The organism is Gemmatimonadales bacterium (genome assembly GCA_035502185.1).
Taxonomy (GTDB): domain Bacteria; phylum Gemmatimonadota; class Gemmatimonadetes; order Gemmatimonadales; family JACORV01; genus Fen-1245.
Genome location: DATJUT010000113.1, coordinates 1 through 22,926 on the forward strand (window position 1 = coordinate 1; position 22,926 = coordinate 22,926).

Sequence of the window (22,926 nt, forward strand, 5' to 3'; positions counted from 1 at the left end):
CGGCCGCGCCGCTCACCCGCCCACCTCGCCCCCCACCAGCAGCTCGGCGAACCGCACGTGCGGCGCGCCCTCGGTCACCGGCAGCGGCGACTGGCCGCCCTTGCCGCACCCGCCGCCGGTCTTGTTGAAGCGGAAGTCCCCCGCCAGCCGGTCGATGCTCTGCAACGACTTGAACAGGTTGCCGCCCAGCACCACGTCCTTCACCATCTCCGCGACCTTCCCGTCGCGGATCATGAACCCGTGCGCCGCCGAGAACGAGAAGTTCTCGAGGAACGTCTGGCCCCCGATCCAGTCCACGGCGTACACGCCGAGCTTGACGTCGGCGATCAGGTCCTCGAAGCTGCCGCTCCCGCCCTCGATGTAGGTGTTGGTCATCCGCACGATCGGCGGAAAGCGGAAGTTGATCGCGCGCGCGTTGCCGGTGGGCTGCTCTCCCATCTTCGCCGCGGTTTCGCGCGAGTGCAGGCGCCCCACCAGGATCCCGTTCTCGATCAGGCGGGTGTTGCGGGTGGGCGTGCCCTCGTCGTCGTACGGCAGCGTGCCCCTGAGCCCCGCCGCGCTGCCGTCGTCGCCGATGTTGACGATGTCGCTGCCGAAGCGGCGCCCGAGCGTCATCATCTCCCGGGCCTGCGGATTCTCGTAGACGAAGTCCGCCTCGGAGAGGTGGCCGAACGCCTCGTGCACGAACACGCCCGCGAGCCGCGGATCGAGGACCACCGGATAGGTGCCGCCCTTGACGCTCGGGGCCGCGAGCAGCCGCACCGCCATCTCGGCCGCCTTGCGGAACATCGCCTCCAGCCCCTGCACGCTGCGCCACCCCCGGCGCAGGGCCACGCCGTCGTGGTAGCGCTCGATGGTGTCGCCGTCCCGCGCCGTGGCGAGTCCCGAGACGCCGACCTCGGGGCGCAGCTCGTGGAGCCACGTCCCCTCGCTGTTGGCGAAGTACCACTCGGTCCGCTCGTCCGCGTAGCCGGACTGCGTGTCGGCGATCTTCGGCGAGGCGGCGAGCATCACGCCGTTGAGCCCCTCGAGGTAGCGCCGCTTCTCCGCCAGCGGGATCTCGACCGGGTCGCCGTCGATCTCGGGCACGACCTCGTCCACGCGCGGCTCGACCGGCGCGAGCACGATCGGCTCGTCGAGGACGACCGCCCGGGACGCCGACTCCGCCGCCTCGACCATCCTGGGCAGGTCGTCCAGGCTGGTGAACGTCGCCACCCCCCACCCGTGGCCCCGGTGCAGCACGCGCACGCAGCCGCCCGCGTCCACGCTCTCGGCGGCCACCTCGAGACGGCGGCCCCGGAAGCCCACCCGGCTCGTTCGCCGCCGCTCGAAGCGCACCTCGGCGTAGCCGGCGCGCGTGCACTTCAGCGCCTCGGTGAGCCGGTCGCGCATCCCGTCCGCCGCGCTCACGGCGCCGGCTTGCGCAGCGGGAGGCCCGCTTCGCCGAGCGCGGCCTCGTAGTCGGGACGGACCACCAGCTGGCCCTCCGCGATCACCCAGCGGTCCCACGGCAGAATGATGAACGCGTCGGTCTTGAGCGCGTGGTAGTCGGGCTTGAAATCGCCGCACTGGAACGAGACGGCGGTCCGCAGGGCCGCGGCGCCCTCCTCCTTCATCACCGACGCGGCGAGCCGCATCGTGTCGCCCGAATCGCAGGTTTCGTCCACCAGCAGCACCTTCCGCCCCCGCGGGCTGAGCGAGGGGCGCGAGACCAGCGCCGGCGCCTCGCCCTCGTGCTGCCGCGTGGCCGTGATCGAGGCGAAGTCGCAGCGCAGGATGCTGGCGATCACCGCCCCCGGGATCACCCCCGCCCGCGCGATGCCCACCACCAGGTCGGGCTGGTAGTCGCGCGAGACCTTCAGCGCGAGGCCCCGGCACAGCTCGCCGAAGAACGGCCAGTCCACCTCCATCACGCTGCGAGCCTGGGGCGACTTCGGAGCCTTCCGCGTTCCGGCCATGGGACCTGCGCGTGGTGAGTGAGCGTGCCTGGGCAGCACCGACACCATAACCCGTAGGTTAGCCGTTGCCAAGCGGTTGGCCGATTACTATCTTGCCGCTCCATGGGTCTCTTCCGGCGTCTCTTGGGCGGCCGGGGTGCCGACGACCGACCGATCAAGCCGCAGCGCCTGGACTACCTCAACGAAGCCCTGGCCCTCGAACGCCAGGGAGACTACGACGCGGCCATCACCAGCTACCGGCTCGCGCTGCGCGATCACCCGAGGGAGCCCCGCATCCTCCAGAACCTGGCGATCGCCCTGAGCCGCACGGGCAACAGCGAGGACGCCATCCGGCACTACCGCCTGGCGCTCGAGGGCGATGCCAGCCTCGCCGGCGCGCACTACGGCCTGGCGTTCCTGCTGCTCAAGCGCGGCGACACCGACGGCGCGACCCACCACCTCAAGGCCTTCCTCGGCAACCCGCCGCGCGGCGTCGATGCGCAGAAGTGGATCGGCCACGCGGAGCAGGCGCTCCGCGACCTCGCCTCCGCGTCCCAGCAGCGGTCCGCGGGCCTGGAAGGCGCCTGACCATTCGCCGCGCCACGCCGCTGTTGGCGTGCGCCCTCACCGTGCTGGGAGCCGCCTGCCAGGGCTACAGCACCGACTTCTCCGCGCCCGTGGCCATCGCGATCGTCACCAGCCGGGCGCTCCCGATCAGGCTGGAGGACGACGATACGCTCCGGGTCGGCGTCGTCGTGCTCGATCGCGCCGGCGACTCCGTGCCGGGCGCCCACGTGCAGCTGCTCTCGCTCGACCCCGACACCGTCGCCGTGGACACCACCACGCTCGCCATCACGGGCGTGCGGCCGGGAACGGGGCGCGTGATCGCGATCTCGAACAGCCTCCAGTCGGCCCCGCTCGTGATCACCGTGGTGCCCGCGCCCGACTCGCTCAAGCAGGTCAGCGCGGCCGACTCCACCGTGGCCGCGGCTGACAGCGTGTCCGGGCCCTTGATCGTGCAGCTGCTCGACACCCACACCGACACCGTGCCGAAGGGGCTCAACTGGGGCCTCTCCCTGGGCGACACCGTGCGGTTCGCGATCCTGTTCCCGACGTTCGACAGCCTCCAGGTGGCCACGGTCACCCTCGGCAACGACTCGCTCGCGGCCACGGTCCTCACCAGCGCCGCGACCCCGGGCATCGCGGCGACGGTGGTGCGGCGCCAGGGCGCGCCGCCGCAGCCCGACTCCGTCGTGGTGCAGGCCACGGCCCGTCGCGCGGTGGGCACCGCGGTGCGCGGCTCTCCCGTCCTGTTCATCGTGCGGTTCCAGTAGGGACGGGCCCGTGTCCACTCCCGCGCCGCGAGGCACGCTCACCCGACTGTTCTACGACGCCGTGGAGCGCCACGGCCACAAGCCCAAGGCGGTGGCGTGCAAGCCCGCGGGCGGCCCGTGGCGGTCCCTCACGCACCAGGAGCTGGCGCAGCGGGTGCTGCGGGCCGGCCTGGCGTTGCGGCGGCTCGGGGTGCGGCGCGGCGACCGGGTGGCGATCCTCTCGGAGAACCGTCCCGGCTGGCTGGTCGCGGACTTCGCCTGCCTGGCCGTGGGCGCGAGCGACGTGCCGGTCTACCCCACGCTCCCGGCGCGGCAGCTCGACTACATCCTCAAGGACGCGGGCGTCGTGGCGATCTTCGTCTCCAGCGCGCCCCAGCTGGCCAAGATCCAGGAGCTCCGGGGCGAGCTGCCGGCGCTGCGGCACGTGATCGCGATGGACCCCGACGCGAGGGGCCCCGGCGTGATCGGGCTGGCGGAGCTGTACGCGATGGGTGCCGAGCTCGAGTCGGCGGCCGAAGCGGCGCGCTTCCAGGCGGAGGCGCTCACCGCCGACCCCGACGACGTCGCCACCATCATCTACACCTCGGGGACCACCGGCGACCCGAAGGGCGTGATGCTCACCCACGACAACATCTGGTCGAACGTGATGGGCGCGCTCGAGTCCTTCGACGTCGGGCCGACGGACTCCACGCTGAGCTTCCTGCCGCTGTCGCACATCTTCGAGCGGATGGCCGGCCACTTCCTGATGTTCCACGCCGGCGCCACCATCCACTACGCCGAGAGCATCGACACCGTCCCCGCGAACCTGATGGAGGTCGGACCGACCATCGTGACCTCGGTCCCGCGCCTCTACGAGAAGATGTACGCCCGGGTGCTGGAGAACGCGCTCGCCGGCGGGCCGATCAAGAAGCGGATCTTCTTCTGGGCGAAGGACGTCGGCGAGCGGTGGGCCGACCACGTGCTCGCGGGCGAGCGGCCCCCCACGCTGCTCGGCCAGCGGTACGCGCTGGCGCAGCGGCTGGTGTTCTCGAAGCTCAAGGCCCGCACCGGTGGGCACATCCGGTTCTTCGTGTCGGGTGGGGCCCCGCTCCCGCCCGACATCGCGAAGTTCTTCTACGCGGCCGGCCTGCCGATCCTCGAGGGCTACGGCCTGACGGAGACCTCGCCGGTCATCTGCGTGAACCTGCTGGAGCGCGTGCGCATCGGCACCGTGGGACCCGCCATCCACGGCGTCGAGGTGCGCCTCGGTCCGGACGGCGAGATCCTCACCCGCGGCCGCCACGTGATGAAGGGCTACTTCAACCAGCCCGAGGCCACCCGCGAGGCGCTGGATCCCGACGGCTGGTTCCACACCGGCGACATCGGCGAGCTGGACGCGGCCGGCTGCCTCAGGATCACCGACCGCAAGAAGGACCTCATCGTCACGGCGGGCGGCAAGAACGTGGCACCGCAGCCGATCGAGCAGATGGTCAAGCACAACAAGTACGTCGCCAACGCCGTGATGCTGGGCGACCGGCGGAAGTTCTGCATCATGCTGGTGGTGCCGAACTTCGACCAGCTGGAGCGCTGGGCCGTCTACAAGCAGCTCGCCTTCGCCAATCACCGCGGCCTGATCAAGCTGCCCGAGGTCCGGGCCAAGATGGAGCGCGAGGTGATGAAGATGCTGCCCGACCTGGCGAGCTACGAAACGCCGAAGAAGATCCTGCTCCTCGAGCACGACTTCTCGATCGAGAACGGGGATCTCACCCCGACGCTGAAGGTGCGGCGGCGCGTCGTCGAGAAGAGGTACCAGCGGCAGATCGACGCGCTGTACACCGAGAGCCCGCCGGCGATGATCGACTGACCGGCCGCGCGGACCGGCGGCGTTACCGGTCGCGCGCGCCGACCAGGAGGCCGCCGCCCCGCGCCAGGACGGTGACGCCTCCGGGCTCGGCGTGTTCGTCCTCGACGACCAGCCTCAGGCCCGGCAGCAGCACCCGCGCCGCCTCGCCGAGCCACGCCGGCCCGGCGTGAGCGGCCCCGAGCGCGACCGCCCGCAGCTGCGCCGACTTGAACGGGAGTCCCGCCGGGCAGCGGAGCACCGACAGCATCGCCTCCGGCGCGATCCCGGCCGGCGGATTGACGGCCACGAAGTGCACGCCGGGAACGAGCGAGCCGATCGCGGCTCCGAAACGCGCCGCGCGACCCACCAGCGCCGCGTAGCCGCCCGGTCCCTCCAGGCCGAGGAACGCCGCGAGGGCGGCGGCGTCGTAGTCCGGCGCCCCGGCCGGCTCGCGCGGCTCGGGCTCCGGCGCGCCGAAGTACGCGACGCCGTCCACGACCGGGAACTCCGCCCGGCACGCGGGACAGCCCACCGCCCCCCGCACGATGCGGCGGCCGTCCATCGCCATCGGCACGGCCACGAGGTACGACTCCGCGTGGTCGCGCGGGCAGCGGAGAATCTCCGTCAGCTCGATGAACAAGCGCTGCAGCGCGGCCGCTAGGGTCTGAACTCGACCCAGGTGATCTTGCCCGCCTCGACCCGGACGTGCCGGAAGACCTTCCGCCCGTCGATCGCCACGCCGAGATCGTACTCACCCGCGGGCACGTCGCCCACCGCGAAGTGCTCCTGGTACACCGGGTCCGGGTGCGCCTTGTCGCCGTAGGTCTCCGCGTACAGGAAGGGCGTCTCCTGGGGCTCGGGCTTGACGAGCCCGTAGATCCGGGCCTGCGGCACCGGCCGGCCCGCCGCGTCCCACACCCGGCCGGCCACGACGCCGGTCTCGGGCAGCGGCTCGATCCACAGCTCCGGGTTGGCGGTGTACGGCGGGTAGCGCTGCGCCGAATCCACGATCGCCTGCACCTGCTCCGTCGGGGCGACGTGCACCTCGAGGTGCAGGTGCTCGTTGGTGGCGCGTCCGGTGTTGCCCACCTGCGCGATCACCTCGCCGCGCGTCACGCGCTGCCCCACCGAGACCAGCAGCCGCGAGTTGTGGTAGTAGGTCGAGAACAGGTGCATCGCGACGCCGTCCACCGTGACGGTGGAGTCGTGGCGGATGGCGACGGTGAGCGCGCCCCGCTCCGCGGGCCCCGCCCACACCACGACGCCGGAGCCGATCGCGTGCACCGGAGTGCCGCGCGGGTTGTTGAACTCGACGCCCTGGTGCTGCTGGAAGTTGCCGCCCATCGTCGAGCCGTACCGGTAGGTCTGGTCGATGAACGGCTGGTCGGCGAGCGCGATGGGGCGGGCGAAGATCGAGTGGCGCAGCGGGGCGGGGGCGGCCACGCCGGCGGTGTCGCCGGCGGCGAGGCACGCGTCGGGCTGCGCACCCAGGAGGCCGCACGCCGTGCCGAAGATGGTGTCGCCCGGCTCCCCCGGCGGCGGCGGCAGCACCGCGTAGACGTCGCGCGAGCGCGCGGTCGCGCCCGGCGTCCACATCGCGAAGCCCAGGCGGCTGGTGGTCAGGAACGCCCCCGAGCTGGTGGCCCCGGCGCACATCAGGTGGCCGCATCCCGCCAGGTCGCGTACCGCCCGGCCCGCGGGCGGGGCGTCGCGCATCAGCACGGTGGAGCACTGCCAGTAGGCCTTCACCTCCCGGCGCTTGGGGTGCAGGCTGCCCGGGCACTGCTCGCCGCCCAGCACCAGCGGCACCACCGCCTTCTCCCCTGTGACCACGAAGATCGCCCGCACCCTCGCGCCGAGGGCCGGAACCGGCGACGGATCGGCGGGCTCCCGGGCCACGCGCGGCCGCCAGCGGACGAGGCCGCGCAGGGTGGAGACCCACAGGCCGGTGTCCCGCGCGGGCGCGATGGCGAGCACGTACGGGCTGGGCAGCCCGAGCGGGCCGCTGTCGGTCACCGCGCGCCAGGTGACGCCCCGGTCCGGCGTGTACTTGATCCCGTCCGCCGTGGCGACGTACAGCGTGTCGCCCCGGAACACCATGCCGTCGGGGGCGACGTACTGCCACTTGGGGCCGAGCGCCCGGTACTCCCAGTTCTGCCAGGTCCGGCCGCCGTCGCGGGTGACGCCCCAGCCGTTGCCCACCGTGCCGTACCACACGTCGCCCCGCGGCCCGAACGCGAAGGCGTGCACGTAGTCGAACGACAGCCCGGAGCCGGCCGAGTCGGCGCGCAGGTTCTCCCACGCCGGCGCCCCCGGCCGCAGCACGTAGACACCCTCGCCGTAGGTGCCGGCCCACACGGTGCCGTCGTCGGCCCGGCCGAGCGCGAGGACCGGCGTCCCCCAGCCGGTGGGATCGGGGAGCGGTGGCAGGTGCGGGGCGCTCTGGGCGAGAGCGCCGGGCGCCAGCGTGAGGGAAGTCAGCAGCAGCCGCAGCGTTCGCACTAGGGCCTCGGCGCCCAGGTTCCGGGCACGATGTGGAGTTCGGGGATGTGGACCTCGTCGCGCCGGGTGGCGACGAACAGCACGGCCTCGGCGACGTCCTCCGCCTTGAGCATCCGGGCGCGCTGGGTGAATCCGGGCCTGGCGTCGGGGTCCACCGGATCCCAGAGCGCGGTGTCCACCGGCCCCGGCGACACGAGGGTCGCCCGGACGCCGGTGTCCCGCAGCTCCTTCTGCAGGACCTCGTGCAGGCCGCGCAGCCCGGTCTTCGCGGCTCCGTACGCGGCGTTGCCCGTGAACGCCTGGTGGTCCGCCACCGACCCGATCGTCACGATCAGCCCACGGCGGCGCTGGAGCATCGCGGGAAGGAAGGCACGGAGCACCAGGAACGGCGCCACCAGGTTGCCGGCGAGCTGCGCGGCGAAGGCCTCCGGCGTCGTCTCGACGAGGGCGGCCACCAGGAAGACGCCGGCCACGTTCACCACGACGTCGGGCGCGCCGCGCGCCTCCAGCACCCGCTGCGCCGCGCGCGCGACGGCCGCCGGGTCCGTGACGTCGCAGGCCAGGTCGGTCCGGCGCTCGTGCTCCGCGTCGGCGAGGCTGCGCGCCAGCCGCACCACGTGCGCGCCCGCGGCCTGCAGCTCCTCGGCGATGGCGAGCCCGATGCCGCGCGAGGCGCCGGCGACCACGGCGGTGCGTCCCGCCAGGGGCTGGCTCATTCGAAGCTGAACGGCCCCTGCACCAGGCGCAGGAACTCGTCGCGGGTGCGCGAGTCGTCCCGGAACGCGCCTCGCAGCGCCGAGGTGACGGTCTTCGAGTGCTGCTTCTCGACGCCGCGCATCATCATGCACAGGTGGTAGGCCTCGATCACGACGCCCACGCCGCCGGGCTCGAGCGTGGACTGGAGGAGGTCCGCGATCTCGTCGGTGAGGCGTTCCTGCACCTGGAGCCGGCGGGCGAAGACGTCCACCACCCGCGCGATCTTCGACAGGCCGACGATCCGTCCCTTGGGGAGGTAGGCGACGTGCGCCTTCCCGAAGAACGGGAGCATGTGGTGCTCGCACATCGAGTACAGCTCGATGTCGCGGACCAGCACCATGCTCTCGTGCGGCTCCTCGAACATCGCGTCCCGCACGATCTTCTCCGCATCGATGCAGCAGCCGCGGGTGAGCCAGCGGAGCGAGGCGGCGACGCGGTGCGGCGTCTTCACCAGGCCCGGCCGCCTCGGGTCCTCGTCCAGCCGGCGCAGGGTCTCCTCGATCAGCTCCTCGAACGTCGCCTTGGACAGGTCCACGTCAGCCTCCGGTGTACTCGACCAGGTTCCGCTCGGTCTCCCACAGCACCAGGCGGCACAGCCGGCCGCGCGGGATCGCCGGCTCCAGCTGCCGCCAGCACCACGCCACGATGTTCTCCGCCGTGGGGTTGGTGCGGGCGAAGTCCGGCACGTCGAGGTTGAGGTTCTTGTGGTCGAGGTGCCGGAGCACCCGCTCCTCGATGACGCGCTTGAGGACGTCGATGTCGATGACGTACCCCGTCGCCGGGTCCACCTCGCCCGTCACCGAGACGTCGAGGTTGTAGTTGTGCCCGTGCGCGTTCGGGTTCGCACACGGCCCGAACACCCGCGCGTTCTCGGCGTCGGACCACGCCGGGTTGTGAAGGCGGTGAGCGGCGTTGAAGTGGGAGCGCCGGGTGACGACGACCTGTGGGCTCATGCGCCGCTTGCTTGTTGAGGTGAGAGGCGACCGTTAACTTCGCGCGCCAAGAGAGATAATGCCCACGCCCGCATGATCGTCAAGCCGCGCCGAAGGAGGCTCCGGCGAACATCGTAGCGTTCCTTGCGCCGCCGGCAACGCCGGCCGGAAAGCTACCGCTCGGCGCCGCCCTCGTGCACCGCGCCGCGGCCGGTGCGGCGGCCCTCTCCGCCCTGTGGACCTTTCCCGCCATGCTGCTCTCGGCCTTCATGGTGGCCTGGGGCGCGGAGGCGGCCGAGTTCCTGATCTCGCAGGGGCTGGCGCTCGCGGCGCTGGCCTGGCTCCAGACGCTGCCGGAGTTCGCGGTCGAGGCCGTCATCGCCTGGGAGGCCGGCAAGGACCCGGCGCGCATGCACCTCGCGATTGCCAACCTCACCGGCGCCATCCGCCTCCTCGTGGGCGTCGCCTGGCCGATGATCTACCTCGTGGCCGCGATCGCCGGCCGCCGCGAGCGCGGCCGGCTCCCGACCATCACGCTCGAGCGCGAGCACGCCGTCGAGGTCATGGGCCTCCTGCCGCCGCTGCTCTACTTCGCGTTCATCCTGCTGAAGGGGTCCATCTCGGTCGTGGACGCCGGCGTGCTCGTCCTGCTCTACGTCGCCTACCTCGCGGTCCTGCTCCGCGTGCCGCCCCACGCGGAGGAGGAGCTGGCCGACGCCCCGCTCGTCTCCCGCTGGGCCTACGGCCTCGGCGGGCGGCGGCGCGTCGCCGCCATCGCCGGCCTGTTTCTCGCGGGCGGCCTGCTGCTCTACCTCACGGCCGCGCCGTTCCTCGAGTCGATGATCGCCATCGCCGCGGCGCTCGGCGTGAGCGACTTCGTGTTCGTGCAATGGGTGGCGCCATTCCTCTCGGAGTTCCCGGAGAAGGTCTCGGCCTTCGCGTGGGCGCGGCGCGTCGACAAGGCGCCGATGGCGCTCATGAACATGGTCTCCAGCAACATCAACCAGTGGACGATCCTGGCGGCCATGATCCCGCTGGTCTTCGGATGGTCGCGCGCCCACGCCGGCGGCGGCTGGGTGGCGTTCAGCTTCGACGCCGGGCAGCAGCTGGAGATCGCGCTGACGCTGGCGCAGTCGCTGGTGGCGATGCTGCTCCTGATGGAGATGCGGTTCGACTGGTGGGGGGCGGCCGGGCTGTTCGCCCTGTGGCTGGTGCAGTTCGTCCGGCCCGCGAGTCGCGAGGTCGTGACGCTGCTCTACCTGGCGTGGTGCGCCGGCCTGCTCGTGGCCGGGGCCGCCGGCCGTCGGCCGCTGCTCGCGCCGCGGCTGTTCCTCGAGGTGGCGCGCGGGGGCCGCCGCGCGCCGGACGCCGGAAAAAACTCGCCCCGAGCCTAGGCCCGGGGCGAAGTGCCGGGAGCGAAGAGGGTTATTGAAGCCCGAATCGAACCCCTGGCCCCGCACACCGGCTTCCGCCTACCCCACCGAAGGGGCCTGACGTGGACCGGCGCATATGGGACCACCATCGGACCTGTTGGCTCAATAACTAGTCTCTCCGCTCCACTTCCAATGATCTGCGGCCAAGGTAGGATTCAGTGTCGGACGTGTCAAGAGCGTAGCGCACCGTGAGGCGACCTGCATCGATGAGACACCGAAAGCTCGGACGCACTGGCGTCACAGTGTCGGAAATCGGATTCGGCGCCTGGGGCATCGGCGGCGCGATGTGGCAGGGCGGCGACGACGCCGCCGCCGTGTCCGCGCTCGGCACCGCCTTCGATCTCGGCGTCACCTTCGTGGACACCGCGCTCGCCTACGGCGACGGGCACAGCGAGCGGCTGGTGGCCCGGGCCCTCGCCGGGCGCACCGAGCCGGTCGTGGTCGCGACCAAGCTCCCGCCCGCCAACCGGGTCTGGCCGGCGCCGCCGGGCACCGCGCTGGCGGCGGCGTTCCCCGCGGGGCACGTGACCCGCTCCGCCCGGACCAGCGCCGAGAACCTGGGGCGCCCGCTGGACCTGCTCCAGTTCCACGTGTGGCGCGACGAGTGGCTGCGGGAGGACGAGTGGAAACGCGTCGAGCGCGCGCTCGGCGCGCTGGTCGCCGCCGGCACGGTCCGCCACGTGGGGATCTCGATCAACGATCACGACCCCGACAACGGGCTCGAGGCGGTGCGGCACTGCGACCTGATCGAGTGCGTGCAGGTGATCTACAACGTCTTCGACCAGACGCCGGAGCGGAACCTGTTCCCGGCCTGCCGGGAACGCGACGTCGGGGTGATCGTGCGCGTGCCGCTGGACGAGGGCGGCCTCACGGGCGCCGTGCGGCCCGGCGTGAAGTTCCCGCCGGGCGACTGGCGCAACCGCTACTTCGGGGGGGAGCGCGCGGCGGAGGTGGCGCGGCGGGTGGCGCTGCTCGAGCCGGTGCTGCGCCGCGAGGCGTCGAGCCTCGTGGAGGGCGCGCTGCGGTTCTGCCTCAGTCACCCGGCGGTCAGCACCGTCATCGCGGGCATGCGCACGGCCGCCCACGCGCGCGCGAACTGCGCGGTGAGCGACGGGCGGACGCTGACGCCCGGACTGCTGACCGCACTCCGGGAGCACAGGTGGGACAGGAACTTCTACGGCTGACGGACGCCGGCTCCATACCGGGACACCCATGAACATCTCTCTCGCGCTCGCCATCGTCTCGCTGCTCGCCTGGCTCGTGCTCGTGTTCGTCCATCCCGTCGCGTCGGGCTGGATCCATCTGCTCCTCGCCGCCGGGGTCGTGCTCCTCGTCCGGCGGGTTGTGACCGGCCGCGCGGCGTGGTAGCATAGCGCCGTGATCACCCCCGACGCCGGACCGGGCAGCGGGATTGCCGGCCGCGGGATGCGGCTGGCCGCGCTGGTCGCACCCGCGATCCTCCTCGCCGCGCTGCTGGTCTACATGGTGCGCGAGGTCCTCTCGCCGCTGCTCGTGTTCGCACTGCTGTGGGCGGCGCTCTGGCCCGAGCGGCAGAACCGGCACGTGGCGCGCCTGCTCGCCATCGCGACGGCGCTGGTGACGCTGTGGCTCTTCCGGGCCGCCGGCTCTCTGGCAGCCCCGTTCATCCTCGGTCTCGCCTTCGCCTACGTGCTCTCCCCGGCCGTGTCGTGGCTCCGGCGCCACCGCGTGCCGCGCTGGCTGGGCAGCCTGCTCGTGGTTCTGCCGTTCCTCGCCGCGCTGGTCCTGCTGCTCCTGCTGCTGGTGCCGGCGATGGAGCGCCAGGTGGTTCAAGTCGCGGGACAGCTCCCGCTCTTGTTCTCGCGGCTGGCGGACTGGCTCGACCGGCTGCGGACCAGTTTCCTCGCGAGCAACCAGGCACTGCTCACCGCGGAGCAGGTCGCGAAGCTGCGGAGCCTCCAGGCGAGCGACCTGGTCGCCATCGTGCAGGACCGGTGGCAGGACATCGCCCGGGGCGCCTGGGGCGGCATCGTCGGCATCGGGAAGGGCGTGAGACTCACGGCCATGGTCGTGGGCTACGTGGTCGTCACGCCCGTCGTCACCTTCCACCTGCTGAACCACTGGGACACGATCACCGCCTGGCTCGCCGCGCTCGTGCCGCCGGCGCGGCGCGAGGAGGTGCTCGGCTTCGTGCGCGAGTACGATGGGCAGCTCGGCCGCTTCGTCCGCGGCACGCTCACCGAGGCGTCGCTGGTCGCGACCCTGACCGGCGTGGGACTCGCCCTGCTCGGATTCCCGGCGCCCCTGCTGATGGCGGTGAGCGCCGGCCTCGGGAACCTCGTGCCATGGATCGGGGTGCCGCTCAGCATGATCCCCGGCGTCGTTCTCGCGCTCGCCTCGGGCGCCATCGGGACGTCGCTGCTCCAGCTGGTCGTGGTCTTCGGCGTGGTGACGCTGCTGGACCAGGCGGTCACGGGGCCGCGCATCATCGGCGGCGCCGTGGGACTGAATCCGGTCTGGGTGATGATCGCGCTGGCGATGTTCGGGTTGCTGCTGGGGTTCGTGGGGCTGCTCGTCGCCGTTCCGCTGGCGGTGCTGGTGAGGCTGTTCGCCACCCGCGGCCTGGCACACTATCGCGCATCGGGGTACTACGCGGGAAACCCACCCGGAGACGCGACGTGAAGCGCCATGCGCTCCTGGCCGCCGTGGCCGTGTTCGTGAACGCACCGGCCCGCGCGCAGCCGACCGTCACCGAATACCACATCCCGACGGCGAACGCCTTCCCGCACGATCCCGCCGTGGACCCGGCGGGCGGCGTGTGGTACACCGACCAGGCCAACAGCCGCATCGGCCGGCTCGATCCCGAGACGGGCCGCTTCAGCGACCAGCCCACGCCGAGCGCGGGCGCGGGTCCGCACGGGATCGTGGTCGCGCCGGACGGCGACGTGTGGTACACCGGGAACGGGAACGGCACGATCGGCCGCCGCGACCACGCCACGGGGGCCATCCGCGAATACCGCCTGCCGCCGGGAATGCCCGACCCGCACACGCCGCTCCTCGCCGGCGGCTACCTGTGGTTCACGGTGCAGCGCGGCGGCGTCATCGGCCGGCTCGACCCGGCCAGCGGCGAGGTCCGAACGATCCCGGTGCCGGCGCGGCACGCGCTCCCCTACGGGCTCGTCGCCGCACCCGACGGCACGCTGTGGGTCGCGCTGTTCGGGACCAACGCGCTGGCGCACCTCGCGCCGCCGGACGGCGCCCTGACCGAGATCCGGCTGCCGCATCCCGGCGCGCGGCCGCGGCGGCTGGTGGTGGACGAGGCGGGCAGGGTGTGGTACACGGACTACGCGCGCGGCTACCTGGGCGTGTACGACCCGGCCTCCAAGGCGTTCGACGAGTGGCGCACGCCGACGCCGGACGGCGGGCCCTACGGCATCGCTCTCGGCCCCGACGGGCGGCTGTGGTTCGACGAGGTCAAGAGCGGCACGATCGTGGCGTTCGACCGCGCCACGCACGCGATGGCGCCGGTCAGGATCCCGACGCCGGGCTCGGTCGTGCGCAACATCGCGGTGGACCAGCCCGGGGGCGCATCTGGCTCGCCGAGAGCGGCGTCGAGCGCCTGGGCCGCATCGACGTGACGCCCGCGGGACGCTGATTGACCCGCCAGACGATCTCGAGCGGGACGCCGTGGGAACCGGTGGTCGGTTACTCGCGCGCGGTGAAGGTCGGGAAGCTGGTGTTCGTCGCCGGGACCACGGCCACGGACGAGCACGGGAAGCTGGTGGGCCGCGGCGACGCCTACGCGCAGACCGTCCAGGCGCTGAAGAACGTCGAGCGGGCGCTCGGCCGCGCCGGGGCGACCCTCCACGACGTGGTGCGCACCCGGCTGTTCGTGCGGAACATCGCGCGGTGGGAGGAGATCGGCCGGGCGCACGGCGAGGTGTTCCGCGACATCCGGCCGGCGAGCACGATGGTCGAGGTCAGCGGACTCGTCGACCCCGAGATGCTCGTCGAGATCGAGGCGGATGCCGTGGTTGAGTGAGCCGGGGGACGCCGCTCAACACCGTCCTCCCGTGACCACGCGCAACCCGGCGTCTCGCAACTGTCCCGCACACGGCTGACTGCTGGTTCTCAGATCTCCCAGTTGCTCCACAGGATCCCCTTCCCCGGCACCGCCTCCGGGTACCCCGTGACCGTCATCCGCAGGTCGGACCACCGCACCCGGAATCCGAACTCGATCAGCGCCCGGTAGGCGTCCTGGTAGGCAGTCTGGCAGCGGACGGAGACGCGCCGCGCGTTCTGCGTCACGCCCCACGCCCCGACCGCGTCGAGCACGGCGAGCAGCGCGTCCGCGTCGGCCGCGGCGATCTTGAGCACGCGCAGCTCGTCGCGGTTGCCGCCTTCGGCCAGCGGCGCGGTATGGCACAGCGCGAAGCCGGCGAGCTGCCCGCCGCGGCGGACGGCCACCAGGTTGCCCAGCAGCATGTCCAGCGTGAGCTGGATCTCGCGCGAGAAGTCGTAGCCCGGGGCGAGGGACTGGACGAACGCGCCGATCTCGCCCAGGCGGGCGTGGCGCTCCGCGGGATCGAACAGCCCGAGCACCTCGTGGCTGGAGCGCTGGCCGAACCGCTGCGCCTCGCGCGTCATCGTCAGCGTGAGGTGTCCCGGCACGAAGCCGAGGCGGCTGTAGAAGCCGATGTTGTCCACGGTCCGCGGCATCGTCTCCAGACCCAGGGTCGTGACGCCCTGGCGCCGCAGCCAGTCGGCCGCGGTCTGCACGATCTCCTTGCCGAGGCCGCCGAGCTGCCGATCGGGCCGCACCGCCAGGGGGCCCATCCACCCCTCGGACCCGGACCGGTGGGCGACGTTGAACGCGACGATCTTGTCCTGCTCGTCGCGCCACACCATCGCGCCCTCGCCCGCGTCGGCGATCGCGTACCGCCAGATGGACGCGTGGAGGAACGGCACCCGCACGCCCACCAGTCCGTCCCGCCGGTACCGGTCGGTGAACGCGTCCGCGAACAGCCGGTTGAGTCCCGGGATGTCGTGCTCGGTCACCGGCTGCGGCCCGTGGGCCGCGCGCTCAGGCTGCCACATCCGCATCGCCACCCCCGCCCAAGGCCAGAGCCCCCCGCTCCTCCTCCACCACCGCCGCGCCCGTCCCCTCGTCGAACCGCACCCGCAAGACCCGGTCCACCGCCTCGCGGACGCCCTCGATGTGGGTGATGAGCACCACCTGGGGGAACCGCCCCTCCAGTGCCCGCAGCAGCTCGAGCACGTGCGCCCGGCGCGCGGCGTCGAGCGAGCCGAAGATCTCGTCCAGCACCAGCAGCGACAGCGGCTGGCCGGAGCGTTCGGCGATCATCTGGCTCACCGCCAGCCGCAGCACCAGGTTGGTCAGGTCCTCCTCGCCGCCGGAGATCACCGGCGACGGCTCGCCGTGCTCGAGCACCGTGATCCGGTAGTCCTCGTCCAGGTCCACCTCGTCGTAGCGGCCGTCGGTGAGCGAGCCGAGGAACTCGCCCGCCAGCGCCGCCAGCTCGGGCCGCATCTCCTGGTTGAGCTCGGTCCTCAGGTCGCCGAGCGCGCGGTCCAGCTCGCTGTGGAGCAGCAGCTCGCCCTGGAGCCGCGCCGCGTCGACGGCACGCGCCGCCGCCTCCTCTTCCGCCGCCTCCGCGGAGCGCAGCCGCTCCGCCGCCGCCGCCGACTCGGCCCGCGCGACCGTGAGGTCGAGCTCCGAGCGGCGGACGGCCTCGTCCAGCCGCTGCATCTCCCGCGCCGCCGCCTGGAACGCGTCCTCCGTGTAGGCCAGGCGCGCCAGGTCGCGCTCCAGCGCGGCGAGACCCTCCACCACCGCGCCGCGGCGCGTCTCCACCGCCTGCAGCTCCGCGGCGAGCCTGGGCGCCCGCTCCGCCTCGGCCGCCAGCCGTTCGGCACGCGAAGCCAGCGGCTCCAGCCCCGTCACCCGGCGGCGCAGCTCCTCGTGACGTGCCGCGTCGTAGCCGGGCCTGAGGCGCGCCATCTCCTCGCCCAGCCGGGCGGCGCGCTCGCCGTGCCGCCGGAGCTGCTTCTCGAGCGCCACCGCTTCCTGGGCCGAGCTGGTCGCGACGGCCAGCGCCTGCGCACCGCGCTCCACCGCCTCCCGGGCCTCGCGGCGCCGTCCCTCGAGCGCGACCAGGTCCGCCGGCGTCGCCTGCAGCTGCTCGAGCCGGCTGCGGAAGTACTGGCCGTTCGCCCGCACGTCCTCGAGCTGCGAGGACAGCAGCTCGAGCACCGAGCCGAACTCGTCGCCCAGCGGGCGCCCGCAGGTGGGGCACGCGCCCTCGGCACCCGTCTCGGTGATACGCTCGCGCTGGATCTCGAGGTCCCGGTACTGGTCGAGCAGCGACTGCCGCTTCGACTCCGCGTCCTGGCGCTCGCGGACCCACGCGTTCTGGCGCGCCTCGTAGTCCCGCTCCAACGCCTCCTGCCGCTGCTTGTCGAGATCGAGCTGCTCCGCGAGCGCGCGCACCTGGCCGGCCGCCGCGCTCGCCGCGGCCAGCCGGCGCTCCACCTCGCCGCGCTGGAGCGCGACCTCGGCCAGCTGGGCCTCCAGCGTCTGGCGCCGCGCCGCCTCCCGCGCCAGCTCCTCCGTGGCCGCGAGCTCCGAGCGCAGCGCGGCGTAGCCTTCGAGCCGCGGCACCAGCGCGTCGCGCTCCGCCACTGCCGCCGCGGCCGCCGCGTGCTCGGACGCGAGCCGCGCGGCCGCCTCCACGGCCTGCCGCACCCGCTCCTCGAGTACCCGCCGCTCGGCGACCAGGGCGCCGTGCCGGTCCCGCAGCTCCGCCAGCTCGCGGAACGACGGCGCGTGCCGCTCCCGCGCCGCCTGGGCCTCGGCGAAGGCGGCGCCCAGCGCCGCGGCCTGGCGCTCGGCCACCTCCACCTGGGCCGCCGCCCGCTCGCGCGCCGCCCGCAGCGCCGCCGGATCGGGCCGCGCCGCCTCCACCGCCCCCAGCTCGGCCTTCAGTCCGCTGCGCCGCGCCCGCACGCGCTCCTGCGCCAGGCGCAGCTTGTCGTAGCCCAGCAGCCGCGAGAGGAACTGTCCGCGCTCGGTCGGCTTCATCGCCGCCATCACGGCCAGCTCCTTCTGGCCGGTGAAGTACGTGTTGAAGAACTCGTCGCGGCTCATCCCCAGCACCCGCGTGAGGCGCAGCGTGACCTCCGCCAGGGACGTGGTCATCGGCCGCGGCGCACCGTCGAGGTACAGCTCCGCCGCATACAGCGTGCGCACCACGCGGTACTCGTGCGGCCCCAGGCCGAACTCCAGCTCCACGCGCACCTCCGAGCGCGCCTTGGCCCGCCGCCACCGGATCGAGTCCCGGTTGCCGCGGGCCGCGTCCATCCCGTAGATCGCCCACGCGATGGCCTCGAGCAGCGTGCTCTTCCCGGCGCCGTTGGGGCCGATGATCCCGGTCAGGCCGGGGCCGAACTCGAGGTCGGTGTCCCGATGCTGGCGGAAGTTCACCAGGCGGAGCCGCTGGAGCCGCATCAGCCCTCGCCCTCGAGCAGCGCGCGCTCCACCTCGTCGAGGTAGCCCCGGCCCAGGGCCACCAGCCGCTCGCGATCGAGGTCCGCGTCGAGCGGCCGGCGGCCCAGGTAGTCGGCCACCAGCTCGGCGAGCCGCTGACGCACGCCCGGGGCCCCGACGCCCACCGTGCGCCCGCGCGGCTCGGGACGCCGCAGGTCCAGGTGGAAGTGGAGCGCGGCCGCCCGGACGGCCCGCAGCGCCTCGTGGTCCAGGGCCTGCGCCAGCGCCCGGGGCACGTCGCGCACCACCTGGCGCACCACGGCTCCCGCCACCGGGAACGGCAGCTCGGCCAGACGGCCGCGGATCGCGGCATCCAGGTCCGCGGCGCTCATCCCGCCGGCGTCGAGCCACTCGCCGTCCCAGATCCGCCGCGACGGCTCCAGGTCCACGCGCTCCACCCGGCCCGTGTCCAGGTCGGCGACGAGGAAGCCCTTGGTGAGGTGACGGCGGTGCTCCTCGCGCCATTCCCCCCAGATGTTGGGGCTCGTGTACTCGAGCGAGCCGCAGTACCAGATCCGCGGCGCCACCTCGTGCACGATGTGATAGTGCCCCAGCGCCACGTAGTCGAACGCGCCGCCGCCCGCGCCGCCCAGCTCGGCCACCTCCACCCGGGCGCCGCCGTAGTCGGTGACGCCCTCGGGGAACAGCCCGGGAATCTCGGGATGCAGCATCAGCACGTTGTACCGGGCCGACGGGTCCCGCTGCCACTCGTCGCTCCGGCGCTCGGCGAACAGCCCGGCGTGCGGGACCGCCAGCACCGAGAGCCCGAGCGCGGGGTACTGCAGCCGCCGGGCGGCGTCGTCCACCACGTCCACGCCGAGCGCGCCCATCAGCTTGAGGATGGAGCCCGCCTCGACCGACCGCGGCGTGTCGTGGTTCCCGGCGATGAGCGCCACCGGCGCGGCCGGGAGGGCTTCGCGCAACCGCCGGAGCCCGGCGAACGCCTCGATGATCGCGCGATTGGTGGGCCGCACCGAGTGGAACAGGTCACCGGCGATGAGCACCGCGTCCGGCGCCTGCGCGATGACGGCGTCCACGGCCCGCCGGAACGCGGCGGCCACGTCCGCCTCGCGCTGGTTGACGCCTGACGCGTCGAGCCGCTGGAACTGGCGGAGGCCGAGGTGCACGTCCGCCAGGTGCGCGATTCTCATCGGATGGGAGACGCCGCCCCGCGGCCCGGCGGCCTAGTGGTCGCCGAGCGTGAAGCCGGCCTCGCGGTCCGCCTTCGAGTAGACGCGGAAGGCGCTGATGGTGTGGGTGCGCATGATGCCGGGCACCCGGACCAGCCGCTCCGTCACGACCTTGGCGATGTCGTCGTACGCCTTGACCTTCACGATGGCGACGAGGTCCCACTCCCCGGACACGGAGTACACCTCCGCCACGCCGTCGAGGGCCGCGATCGCCTCCGCCGTCTCGGGGATCAGATCCCGCGAGCACCGGACCTGCACCAGCGCCGTGATCACACCGCGGGCTCGTCGGCGGGGAACGGCGGGACGTCGAGCAGCCACAGGCCCGCCAGCTCCTGCTCCTCGTCCACCTCGACCAGCAGGCCGTCGGCCACGCGGACGGCCGTGGTCGTCCGCGCCGGCCCCAGCCGGACGTGGAACAGCGACTCCGAGGGGTTGGTCTCGATGGTGAGGGCCGTATCCACCTCGACGGCGGCGACCGACGGCTGGGAGCGGCGCGTCGGGAGCACCACGTCGCCGTTCTCGACCTCCTGCGGCGGCAGGAGCGAGGCGGCGGTCCGCACGTCGGGCCACACCACGACCTCCACGCCGTGGATCGCGCCGCCGACGACGTCGAGGAGGATGAAGGAGCCGTCGCTGCCCTCGAGCTCGACGGAGCCCGTGAGGCCGCCGGCCTTCTTCGGCCCGGCCTTGACCGACCCGGTGAGGATGTCCGTCTCCGGATCCCACCGGTAGCTGATGTGCGGCACCCGGCCCGTCCGCTCGACGACCCGCCCGCCCAGACCCATCCGACGCCTCAAGTGAATGCGGGCGGCAAATATAGGCCTTGGCCGGAACCGTAGCCAGCAGCGGGGGCAATGGGGAGAGGGGAGATCCGAGAAGCCAGTGGACAGGACAGTTGCCAGACCGCAAGGGGGAAGTGGTTGCCAGAAGGGAGTGGTTGGGGGCCAGTCCCGTCGTCGGTACTGGCAACCGGTCTGCCCCCTCACGACTGGCGTCTTGGCGCCACTCGCAACTTGCCGTCCGGCAGCTACCCCGCCTTCTGCTTGCTCGCCTCTTCCTTCTCGGACGCCAGCCGGGCGAACTGACGGACGAGTCGATCCACCCCTTCCTTGAGCGCCTCGTCGCTGGCCGCGTAGCTCAGCCGTACCCACCGGTCGTCGCCGAACGCCGCGCCCGGCACCAGCGCCAGCGCCTCGTCGGCGATCAGGCGCCGGCAGAACTCGGTCGCGTTCGGCACGCTGCGGCCGAACACGTCGTCCGCCCGGAAGAAGAGGTAGAAGGCGCCCATCGGCTCGACGAACTCGACGCCGGGCAGCTCCTTGCGGAACCGCCCCACCAGGTAGTCGCGGCGCAGCCGGAACGCCGCGGTCATCGCCTCGACCTCGGGCTGCACCAGATCGTTGCCGAACGCCTCCGCCGCGGCCCACTGGGCCATCGTGTTGGCGCCCGAGGTGCTGTGCGACTGCAGCGCCGCCATCGTCCGCGCCAGCTCGCGCGAGGCGAGGGCGACGCCGATCCGCCAGCCGGTCATCGCGTAGGCCTTGCTCGCGCCGTCGATCAGCACGACCCGCTCCAGCAGGTCGTCCGGCAGGTCGAGGAACGAGGGCGCCACGCCGTCGCCGTAGTGGATCCGCCGGTAGATCTCGTCGGCGACGATCCATACGCCCTTCCGCCTCGCCCACTCCGCGATCGCTTTCAGCTCCGCCAGCGTGTACACCGCGCCGGTGGGGTTGCAGGGCGAGTTCATGATCAGCCCCTTGACCGACTCGTCCCACTCCCGGTCCAGGTCGCGCACCGAGACCTTGAGGCTCCACTCCGCCTCCCCCGCGATCTCCACCGGCGTCGCCCGCGACAGGTGCACGATCTGCGGATACGACGTCCACGCGGGCGAGGGGATGAGCACCTTCTCCCGCCCGCTGAACAGGCAGAAGCACGCGTTCAGCAGCGACTGCTTCGCGCCGTTGGACACGACGATGTTGTCGGCGTTCACCGGCCGGCCGCCCGAGAGCAGCGACAGGCGCCGGGCGACCGCGGCCCGCAGCTCGAGGATGCCCTCGTTCGCCGCGTACTTGGTCTTCCCCTGCTCGGTGGCGCGGATGCCCGCCTCCGCCACCAGCTTCGGGGTCGGGAAGTCCGGCTCGCCCGCGCCCAGATCGACCACGTTGACGCCTTCGCGCCTGAGGCGCGCGGCCTCGGCGGACACGGCGAGGGTGGCACTCGGCGACAACGCGGCGACGTTGCGTGAGAAGAGCGCGTTCATGGAATGACCCGGTGCTCCCGCAGAATGGTGACGACCGAATCCAGGGGCAGCGCGGCCACCGTGCCCCGGTACCCGTGCACGGTCTCGGCGCGGAACAGCGAGTTGACGATCGCCTCCTCCGTCGCCTCCACGACCGCCTCGAACAGCGGCGAGATCGCCTCCCCGGCCACGGTCTCGCCGGTGCGGGTACGCTGACCCTCGGCGAGGGGTCCGCGCCGCACCGCCAGCGCCGTCGAGAAGGCGAGCGCGAAGTCGCCGCTGCCGTTGGTCATCGGCGAGCCGGTGCGCGCCACGCCGAGGAAGGCGCGCCGCGCCACTCGCTCCAGGCCGAGCGGGTCGAGCGGCGCGTCCGTGGCGATCACGATCATCACCGAGCCGTCGCCGCGACGCAACTCGTCCCGGAGGAAGTAGCGGCCCAGCTCGCGGCCCACCGGCGCGCCGCCGATGGCGAGCACCCCGCCGAAGTTGGTCTGCACCAGCACGCCCACCGTCCAGCCCCCCAGGCCCGCCGGCAGGCGCCGCGACGCGGTGCCGATCCCGCCCTTCCACCCGAAGGCCACGGTGCCGCGACCCGCGCCGACGCTGCCCTCGTCCACCGGGCCGTCCGTGGCGCCGGCCAGGGCGCGGAGCACGTCGGCCTCGCCCACGGCCCGCCGACGGATGGCGTTGAGGTAGCCGTCGTTGGTCTCGCCCACCACCACGTTCACCGACTGCACGTCCTCGTTCCCCGGCAGCGCCAGGATCCAGCCGAGCACCGCGTCGGCGACGCGCGGCACGCACAGCGTGCAGGTGAGCACCACCGGCGACTCCAGCTCCCCCAGCTCGCGCACCTGGGCGATGCCGGTGAGCTTGCCGAACCCGTTCCCCACCGCGACCGCGGCGGGCACCTTGTCGCGGAACACGTTGCCGCCATGCGCGAGAACGGCCGTGACGCCCGTGTTGATCGAGTCGCCGGCCACGACCGTCACCTGGCCGACCCGCACGCCGGCCACGTCGGTGATGGCGTCGAGCGGGCCGCTCGGCAGCACGCCGAACACCAGCCCGACGTCCCGGGCGCGCGGCCGCGCCGGCCCGGGCGCGGGCGCCTGCCGGACGCGTTCGTCGCGCCGCCCGCACGACTGGCACGCGAGCGGCCGCGGCGCCTGGGACCAGAGCGCGTGGGAGGAGCCGACGAGGAGGAGCAGGAGGACCGCGGGCCGCACGCGCCCCAAGAT

At 73.0% G+C, this 22,926-nt stretch carries 23 protein-coding genes; 9 read left to right on the plus strand and 14 right to left on the minus strand.

The genetic code is table 11. From position 1 onward, the window contains the following. Positions 1–12 precede the first annotated feature (12 nt). Both VMF70_15370 and VMF70_15375 read right to left on the minus strand, forming a co-directional pair. A complete protein-coding gene (locus tag VMF70_15370) occupies positions 13–1,410 on the minus strand; it encodes a TldD/PmbA family protein (protein HTT69403.1) in 1,398 nt (465 codons plus the stop codon). Further along, positions 1,407–1,958, minus strand: a complete 552-nt coding sequence (locus tag VMF70_15375) for a phosphoribosyltransferase family protein (GenBank protein ID HTT69404.1) — start codon at positions 1,956–1,958, stop codon at positions 1,407–1,409. The genes VMF70_15370 and VMF70_15375 overlap by 4 nt, the downstream gene beginning before the upstream one ends. A 102-nt stretch (positions 1,959–2,060) precedes the next feature. Between VMF70_15375 and VMF70_15380 the strand changes: the two genes are divergently transcribed. Genes VMF70_15380 through VMF70_15390 form a run of 3 tightly spaced genes read left to right on the plus strand, consistent with a single transcriptional unit; the run spans position 2,061 to position 5,114 of the window. Next, positions 2,061–2,525 carry a tetratricopeptide repeat protein gene (locus VMF70_15380; protein HTT69405.1) on the plus strand — a complete coding sequence of 155 codons (465 nt, stop codon included), beginning with the start codon at positions 2,061–2,063 and terminating at the stop codon, positions 2,523–2,525. Between the two features lie 41 nt (positions 2,526–2,566). Then, a complete protein-coding gene (locus VMF70_15385; GenBank protein HTT69406.1) occupies positions 2,567–3,271 on the plus strand; it encodes a hypothetical protein in 705 nt (234 codons plus the stop codon). Positions 3,272–3,281: 10 nt separating this feature from the next. After that, positions 3,282–5,114, plus strand: a complete 1,833-nt coding sequence (locus VMF70_15390) for a long-chain fatty acid--CoA ligase (GenBank protein HTT69407.1) — start codon at positions 3,282–3,284, stop codon at positions 5,112–5,114. A 22-nt stretch (positions 5,115–5,136) separates the two neighbouring features. Here VMF70_15390 and VMF70_15395 read toward each other — a convergent pair whose 3' ends face one another. From VMF70_15395 to VMF70_15415, 5 genes are read right to left on the minus strand one after another with little or no spacing between them, the layout of a single operon-like run. Next, a complete protein-coding gene (locus VMF70_15395; protein ID HTT69408.1) occupies positions 5,137–5,733 on the minus strand; it encodes a hypothetical protein in 597 nt (198 codons plus the stop codon). A gap of 17 nt (positions 5,734–5,750) precedes the next feature. Then, complete coding sequence (locus VMF70_15400; GenBank protein HTT69409.1) at positions 5,751–7,595, minus strand: peptidoglycan DD-metalloendopeptidase family protein; 1,845 nt, start codon at positions 7,593–7,595, stop codon at positions 5,751–5,753. Beyond that, positions 7,595–8,311: an SDR family oxidoreductase gene (locus VMF70_15405; GenBank protein ID HTT69410.1), complete on the minus strand. Its 717-nt coding sequence runs from the start codon at positions 8,309–8,311 to the stop codon at positions 7,595–7,597. The genes VMF70_15400 and VMF70_15405 overlap by 1 nt, the downstream gene beginning before the upstream one ends. Further along, positions 8,308–8,886 carry a GTP cyclohydrolase I FolE gene (folE, locus tag VMF70_15410; GenBank protein ID HTT69411.1) on the minus strand — a complete coding sequence of 193 codons (579 nt, stop codon included), beginning with the start codon at positions 8,884–8,886 and terminating at the stop codon, positions 8,308–8,310. The genes VMF70_15405 and folE overlap by 4 nt, the downstream gene beginning before the upstream one ends. A gap of 1 nt (position 8,887) precedes the next feature. After that, the gene (locus VMF70_15415; protein HTT69412.1) at positions 8,888–9,304 is read right to left on the minus strand and encodes a 6-carboxytetrahydropterin synthase; all 417 of its coding nucleotides are present in this window, start codon (positions 9,302–9,304) and stop codon (positions 8,888–8,890) included. A 173-nt stretch (positions 9,305–9,477) separates the two neighbouring features. On the opposite strand from VMF70_15415, the gene VMF70_15420 reads away from it, so the two are divergent. The 6 genes from VMF70_15420 (at position 9,478) to VMF70_15445 (ending at position 14,737) form a co-directional block, all read left to right on the plus strand. Beyond that, a complete protein-coding gene (locus VMF70_15420) occupies positions 9,478–10,677 on the plus strand; it encodes a hypothetical protein (GenBank protein HTT69413.1) in 1,200 nt (399 codons plus the stop codon). A 281-nt stretch (positions 10,678–10,958) separates the two neighbouring features. Then, positions 10,959–11,900: an aldo/keto reductase gene (locus VMF70_15425; protein HTT69414.1), complete on the plus strand. Its 942-nt coding sequence runs from the start codon at positions 10,959–10,961 to the stop codon at positions 11,898–11,900. Positions 11,901–11,928: 28 nt separating this feature from the next. Next, a complete protein-coding gene (locus VMF70_15430) occupies positions 11,929–12,084 on the plus strand; it encodes a hypothetical protein (GenBank protein HTT69415.1) in 156 nt (51 codons plus the stop codon). Positions 12,085–12,093: 9 nt separating this feature from the next. After that, a complete protein-coding gene (locus VMF70_15435; protein HTT69416.1) occupies positions 12,094–13,377 on the plus strand; it encodes an AI-2E family transporter in 1,284 nt (427 codons plus the stop codon). Beyond that, positions 13,374–14,333: a hypothetical protein gene (locus tag VMF70_15440; protein ID HTT69417.1), complete on the plus strand. Its 960-nt coding sequence runs from the start codon at positions 13,374–13,376 to the stop codon at positions 14,331–14,333. Before VMF70_15435 ends, VMF70_15440 begins: the two co-directional genes overlap by 4 nt. A 17-nt stretch (positions 14,334–14,350) precedes the next feature. Continuing rightward, a complete protein-coding gene (locus tag VMF70_15445; GenBank protein HTT69418.1) occupies positions 14,351–14,737 on the plus strand; it encodes a RidA family protein in 387 nt (128 codons plus the stop codon). A gap of 89 nt (positions 14,738–14,826) precedes the next feature. On the opposite strand, the gene VMF70_15450 is transcribed toward VMF70_15445, so the two are convergent. The 7 genes from VMF70_15450 to VMF70_15480 form a co-directional block, all read right to left on the minus strand. After that, positions 14,827–15,792: a GNAT family N-acetyltransferase gene (locus tag VMF70_15450; protein HTT69419.1), complete on the minus strand. Its 966-nt coding sequence runs from the start codon at positions 15,790–15,792 to the stop codon at positions 14,827–14,829. Beyond that, on the minus strand, positions 15,779–18,223 hold the full coding sequence (locus VMF70_15455; protein HTT69420.1) for an SMC family ATPase: 2,445 nt from the start codon (positions 18,221–18,223) through the stop codon (positions 15,779–15,781). The genes VMF70_15450 and VMF70_15455 overlap by 14 nt, the downstream gene beginning before the upstream one ends. Beyond that, positions 18,223–19,413 (minus strand): DNA repair exonuclease, encoded by a 1,191-nt coding sequence (locus VMF70_15460; protein ID HTT69421.1) that lies wholly within the window; start codon positions 19,411–19,413, stop codon positions 18,223–18,225. The genes VMF70_15455 and VMF70_15460 overlap by 1 nt, the downstream gene beginning before the upstream one ends. Before the next feature lie 33 nt (positions 19,414–19,446). Continuing rightward, on the minus strand, positions 19,447–19,725 hold the full coding sequence (locus VMF70_15465) for an Lrp/AsnC ligand binding domain-containing protein (GenBank protein ID HTT69422.1): 279 nt from the start codon (positions 19,723–19,725) through the stop codon (positions 19,447–19,449). Further along, entirely contained in the window at positions 19,722–20,237 is a 516-nt protein-coding gene (locus tag VMF70_15470; GenBank protein ID HTT69423.1) for a hypothetical protein, read from the minus strand. The genes VMF70_15465 and VMF70_15470 overlap by 4 nt, the downstream gene beginning before the upstream one ends. Positions 20,238–20,479: 242 nt before the next feature. After that, positions 20,480–21,712: a pyridoxal phosphate-dependent aminotransferase gene (locus VMF70_15475; GenBank protein HTT69424.1), complete on the minus strand. Its 1,233-nt coding sequence runs from the start codon at positions 21,710–21,712 to the stop codon at positions 20,480–20,482. Then, positions 21,709–22,914, minus strand: a complete 1,206-nt coding sequence (locus VMF70_15480; protein HTT69425.1) for a P1 family peptidase — start codon at positions 22,912–22,914, stop codon at positions 21,709–21,711. Before VMF70_15480 ends, VMF70_15475 begins: the two co-directional genes overlap by 4 nt. Between the last annotated feature and the right edge of the window lie 12 nt (positions 22,915–22,926).